Genomic DNA, 479 nt, shown 5'->3' with positions numbered 1-479 from the left:
GTGATGTTTGTATAAGTTCAAACTCAATAACACTAACAGGTGGAACACCAACAGGCGGCACGTATTCCGGCCCAGGAGTATCAGGAACTCAATTCGACCCATCAGTAGCGGGAATCGGCACGCATGTGATTGCCTATTCTGTAACAAACAGTAACGGATGTACTGATTCAGACACAACAAGTATTACAGTCAATCCATTGCCAACCGTTTCTTTCACTTCACTGGGTACATTCTGTGAAAGCGATGCAGCGATCACCCTAACAGGAGGCTCACCAAATGGTGGAACGTATTCCGGACAAGGCGTTTCGAATGGTCAATTCGATCCTTCAGCTGCCGGAGCAGGAACTTTTAGTTTGATTTATACCTATTCAGATCCGAATGGCTGTAGTGATACAGCAATGACAACGGTGACTGTAAACCCAACCCCACAGGTTACACTACCATCATTAACCGACAGATGTGTTGATGCCGGAGTTGTA

At 45.9% G+C, this 479-nt stretch carries 1 protein-coding gene; it reads left to right on the top strand.

Annotated elements, in window-relative coordinates; genetic code table 11:
• Window positions 1-479 (top strand): carbohydrate-binding protein (locus F3059_RS13735; protein WP_223274625.1); only part of this gene is annotated, 479 nt, incomplete at both ends.

Source organism: Salibacter halophilus (assembly GCF_008806325.1).
Lineage (GTDB): Bacteria > Bacteroidota > Bacteroidia > Flavobacteriales_G > Salibacteraceae > Salibacter > Salibacter halophilus.
This window is presented reverse-complemented; position numbering and strand designations above follow the sequence as displayed.